The organism is Candidatus Protofrankia californiensis (assembly GCF_900634765.1).
Taxonomy (GTDB): domain Bacteria; phylum Actinomycetota; class Actinomycetes; order Frankiales; family Frankiaceae; genus Protofrankia; species Protofrankia californiensis.
Map to the genome: position 1 here is coordinate 1 of NZ_CAAAFT010000137.1, position 4979 is coordinate 4979.

The following is a 4979-nucleotide window of genomic DNA, read 5'->3' on the forward strand; positions in this document are numbered from 1 at the left end:
GTTTCCGGCTGAACCGTTTCCGGCTGAACCGATACCGGCTGAGTCGTATCGGTTCGGCCGGGCAGGTCGCTGTGCGTCGTGATCCGACCACGACCTCCAATGAGGGGCACAGTGGTGTGCGGGCAGCGACATCAGGGCCGGGCGCCGGTCCACCCCGGACTGTGTCGTTGTGCCGGGTTGTCCATCTGGCAGTTTTATTGTTTTATTATTGTTGGTATTGCTACCGATGATTGATATTTGCGACTGGTGATGGGGCGGCTCCTGTCGGTTTGTGGTGTCAGCGGCTCGAAGAATTGTTCTGATGTTGTTTATAAACGGCTCTCCGCTAGCTGCTCATTCCGGCGCTCCGGTCACCGGTAACCAGCCACCGGAGCGAATCCGGCGACCAGCGAGGTCTTCACCACTATTCCCGGCTGGATCACATCAATGGTCTCGACGAGCCCGAAACTGGGCTGCGTGGGGATCTGTCGTGGGGACATTCGCCGCTGGACCGTTCTTCCGACCGGGATGGACGGGCAGGCAGAAGGAGGATGTGAACATCGACTCCCACGAAATGTGGCGATCCGCGTTGCTCCCGGGACCGTCCGCACCCCCGGTTCCCTCCCCGCGAACCGGATCGTCCGTACCGCCGGTGTCGACCCGCTCGGTCCGGACCGCTCCGATCCGGCCCGGTTCCGTACAGACGGATTCTGTTCGGACCGGTTCCGTCCGGACCGGCTTCGAGCGTGCACGACCCGTCCAGGAACGCCGTTTCTCGGTGCTGGAAGATCTGATCATCGCCTCTGACCGCCGGGTCGCGCCGATCTCGGTCGGGATGATCGCTCGTACTCGCGAGATCATCGACCCGTTCGTCCTGCGCGACGCGGTGATCGGCGTCCTGATGCGACATCCGATGGCCCGGGCACGCATGCGCAGGGGTCTGTCCGGTCGGCGGTGGTGGTTCCCGCACACACCGGATGACGTGCTGACCGTGACGAAAGGCGACAGTGACGACGACGCGTGGGAGAAGTTCGCGGACATCTGCTCGCATCCGTTCGACCTGACCACATCCCCTCCGCTGCGGGTTCTGCACGTGCGGTTGCCCGATGGTGACGCGGTCGCCGTTGCCGCGCATCATGCCGCGCTGGACGGAATGAGCGTGGCGATGCTGCTGTGGGCGATCCTGGAGCGCTGCCCCACCACGGATCCTTGGGGCGGTGGCAGCGAGCCCACCGGACATGCGACGTCGACTGCGGCTGTCGGCGTGCGTACGCTCGCACCGCCCGACCGGTCGGTGCTGCCTCTCCTGCCGGCGCGTGTCCGCCCGGCGCGTGTCCGCCCGGTACGCCGGTTCGTGTCCGGGCTGCCGGTGCCGCGGATGCCGAGCCGGGTTGCCCCGTCACCCGGCACTCGCTCCGTCCATGCGCATGCCGAGGGTGCGCACCCAAGCCAGGCATCGGACGATCGTCACAGTTCTGCCTACGGGGTGTACTGCCAGGTCGTCCCGATCCCGAAATCCGTCCGGACGCTGGTGGAGGACGCACCGGCCACTGTCAACGATCTCCTCCTGGCCGCCGCGAAAGTGGCTGTCCAGCGGTGGAACACCGCGGCCGGGCAGGCCACCGTGACGTTGCGGGTACGCATGCCGATCAGCCGGCGCACCCCGGGTGGTACGGCCGCCATCGGAAACCACACCGGCGAAGTCCTGATCGTGACGACGCCGCGGGATCGCCGGGATCCCGCCACACTGCTCGCCGCGGTGCGCAGGCAGACGGCGGCGAGCAAGACGGCGGGGCCACCGCCGGTCACCGGGAGCGGGATCGGCGGTGTCGCCCGGCTGCCCGGCCCTGCCCGCCACGCGCTGCTACGGCTGGGTGTGAGTATGGCCCGGCCGTTGCTGATGCCGACGATCACTGTGACGAATCTGGGTCGGCTCGCCGACCCGTCGAGGTCAGGTGCGCACGGGCCAGATATCACGTCACTGCACTTCGCGGCTTTCGCCGGGTTGCCGCAGGGGCTGGTGATAGCTGCGGCTGGTTACCGTCATGATCTCAGTCTGACTTTCTGTTACCACCGTGATCTGTTCGACCGGGCCGCCGTGAGCCGCTTCGCACAGCTGTACCGGTTGGCGCTGGGTGAACTTACCGAGTTCCCCGTGGTGGAGACGGTTGGTTAACGCGCGGTGGCCCGTGGATCCACGGTGGCCGTCGGATCCGCAGTGACTGTTGCGGCCGTGGCCTCTCCCGCGGTCACCGGATCGGGCAGCGCGCAGTGAACAGCGGCGATCAGCAGGTCCTCACCGGTCGCGGGCCACACCTCGATCGGACCGGTTACACCGGCCCGGACGAGCGCCGCGCGGGCATCGGCGGGTTGCGCGCCATAGAGGACCGCGACTGCCCGTCCGGGGCCCTTCACGGTCCTGGAGGGGCAGCCGCGGGCGGGTCCGGTTTCGTCCCCGTCCCCGTCGGGGACGGCGTCCCCGGTCAGGCGGTACACCAGGTCGGTGCGACGCAGGACCGGCAGCGGTTGGGCGGGTTCGAGGGGGAACTCCGCGCGGGTCACGACGTCGTCCGCGCGTCGTGACCCGCGCGGACGCCTGCCCAACAGGCCCCCGCCGGGCATCCCGCGGGTCCGTGCGCCCAACCGGTCCATCTCGGCGGTCACCACCCGGGCAAGCAGTTCGGCGGTGGCGTCCCAGGTGAAACCCGCGGCCCATGCGCGCGCCCGCTCGCGCCAGCGCGCCGCTGCGGCCGGGTCCGCCAACACGGACAGGACCGTGTCGATCGTCGCCGTGAGCGAGCCGGGTTCGTCCACCAGCCAGCCGGTGTGTCCGTGGCGGACGGCGTCGCGTAGCCCGGGGACGCGGAAGGCGACCGCCGGCACGCCATGGGCGTTGGCTTCCAGAACTGACAGGCCCCAGCCCTCCCCGTGCGAGGGATTGACCGTCAGCCAGGCCGTCGACAGCAGCCGGTCACGCTCGGCCGCGTCGACATGGCCATGCCAGCGCAGGACCTCCTCGCCGACGCCCAGCCCGTGGGCGTGCCGGACCAGCCGTTCGCGGTCGGGCCCGTCCCCGACCATGTCCATGACGAGGCCGGGATGGGAGGCACGCAGCGCGGGGAGCGCGTCGATGAGCAGGTGCAGCCGCTTGTGCGGTACCAGCCGACCGACACAGACGATGGTCGGCCGCTCGGCCGGCCGGCTCGGACCGGCCTGCGCCGGGACGTCCACCGGGGTGTCGGCGCCGCCGGGCACGATGAAGCGCGGTCCGGCCAGCTTCAGGATGTCCCGGGCCTCGTCCCGGGTTGACGGTGACACCACCGCCACCGGGCGCCGCCCGTACACCCAGCGGCTTCCTGGAGCCTCCAGGAGCTGCCCGATCCGTGCCACCGGTGCCGGGAAGTAGAGCGGGAACTGTCGTTGGTGGACGTGGTGCAGGACCTGGACCACTGCGGTGGTGGCCGGCAGCACCAGGGGGCTGAAGAACGGGATGCCGTTCTGGCAGTCCACCACCGCGTCGACACCGCGGCGGTCGCGCAGCAGCCGGGCGAGCGTCGCCGGGTATACCCCGAACGTGCCACCGCGGCGGCGGACCTCGACGCCGCGGACGTTCTGTGACCGTGCTTGCCCAGCCGGTCGGGCGGTGAGCAGACTCACGCGTGCGCCGGCCGCGGCGAAGCGCTCGGCCACCGACTGGCAGTAGAGTTCAGCACCACCGGCCTGCGGGTGGTCAAGATCACGCCAGTTGAGGAACACCACGCGGCGGCCGGCGAGTGTGCCGATCTGCCTGCTCAGGCTGCCTGCGGGCGCTGCGGTTACGGGCACCGGCGCACTCCTTTCGGTACGGCCGTCTCAAGCCTGCTGACGCCTGTGGCGCAGATCGTTGCCCCACCCCGCGACGATGGTGCCAGATCGCGGGCACCGAACGCCGGTGGGGCACGACCTTGGCCTACCGTGAATCAGTGATGTCCGGCAAAGGGCGGCAAAACGGGCCCGCTGCCGGACCGAGGCCGTGCGGAAGGAGATGGGTGACGAACGTGAGACGCGAGGTGCTCGCGCGAGTCCTCCAGGGGCCCGGGTCGCTCGCGGCCGCCGGGGTTGCCGTCAACGGCGGCAATCTTTTGGCCAACCTGGTGTTCGCACGGGCACTCGACGCCACCAACTACGGCGCGCTGGTCGTCCAGACCGGAATATTCCTGATCCTGTCGATGGGCGGCTCCGCCCTGCAGGTCGCTGTGGTGCAGCGGGATACCTCCACCCCCGGCAACACACGGCATCAGCGGGGATTCTGGATCCGCCGCCTGCGCGGCGTCTGCGCGGTCGGGGTGGCCGTCACCTGTGTCCTCGGTCTGCTGGCCGCCAGCCCCATGGCAACGGTGCTGTCCTATCCCCATCCGCTGGCGATCGCCGAGGCGATCGCGGCCGCGGGGATGTGGCTCTCCCTGTCGGTCGAGCGCGGCCTGCTGCAGGCCCGTGGCGCCTACCAGGAGCTTGCCCGCAACTTCGTCCTCGAGGGCGTTGTCCGGATCACCGTCACCATCGGCCTGGTGTCCGCCGGGTTCGGGGTGAACGGCGCGGGCCTCGGTCTGATCGTCAGCGTTCTGCTCGCGACCGAACACGCCCGCCGGCGCACGGCACGCACGTCGTGGAGCGTGGCGGATGCGCGGCGCACGGCCACGCACGACGGGACCGACGGGACCGACGGGCCGGATCGGATCGACTCCACGGGGCCGATGCTCCTGCGACCCACCCCGACGGTGCGTACCAGGCACGCCCTCCGGCGTGACACGACAACCGCGCTCGCCGCGCTCGTGCCGCTGGCCATGCTGCAGAACATGGACGTGGTCATCGTCGGCTGGCTCAACCCCGCCTCGGTCGGGGCGTACGCCGCCATTGCCACGGCCTGCAAGGTACCGGTGTTCATCGGACTGGCGGTGGCGAACTTCCTGCTGCCGGAGGTGGCCCGCCGCCGGCAGCAGGGTCGTCCCGCTACGGCGGCG

The 4979-nt window shown here is 69.9% G+C and carries 4 protein-coding genes; 2 read left to right on the top strand and 2 right to left on the bottom strand.

Features of this window, described 5'->3' with window-relative positions; all coding sequences use genetic code 11:
- Positions 1-350: 350 nt before the first annotated feature.
- Positions 351-479 (bottom strand): hypothetical protein, encoded by a 129-nt coding sequence (locus DD1DGNOD_RS30490; protein WP_283234669.1) that lies wholly within the window; start codon positions 477-479, stop codon positions 351-353.
- 278 nt (positions 480-757) lie between these two features.
- On the opposite strand from DD1DGNOD_RS30490, the gene DD1DGNOD_RS08240 reads away from it, so the two are divergent.
- Positions 758-2155 (top strand): hypothetical protein, encoded by a 1398-nt coding sequence (locus DD1DGNOD_RS08240; protein WP_165034830.1) that lies wholly within the window; start codon positions 758-760, stop codon positions 2153-2155.
- On the opposite strand, the gene DD1DGNOD_RS08245 is transcribed toward DD1DGNOD_RS08240, so the two are convergent.
- On the bottom strand, positions 2152-3804 hold the full coding sequence (locus tag DD1DGNOD_RS08245) for a glycosyltransferase family 4 protein (protein ID WP_131769824.1): 1653 nt from the start codon (positions 3802-3804) through the stop codon (positions 2152-2154). The two genes, DD1DGNOD_RS08240 and DD1DGNOD_RS08245, sit on opposite strands and share 4 nt — an antisense overlap.
- Before the next feature lie 203 nt (positions 3805-4007).
- On the opposite strand from DD1DGNOD_RS08245, the gene DD1DGNOD_RS08250 reads away from it, so the two are divergent.
- A partial coding sequence (locus tag DD1DGNOD_RS08250) for a polysaccharide biosynthesis protein (RefSeq protein ID WP_206443027.1) occupies positions 4008-4979 on the top strand: 972 nt, incomplete at its 3' end.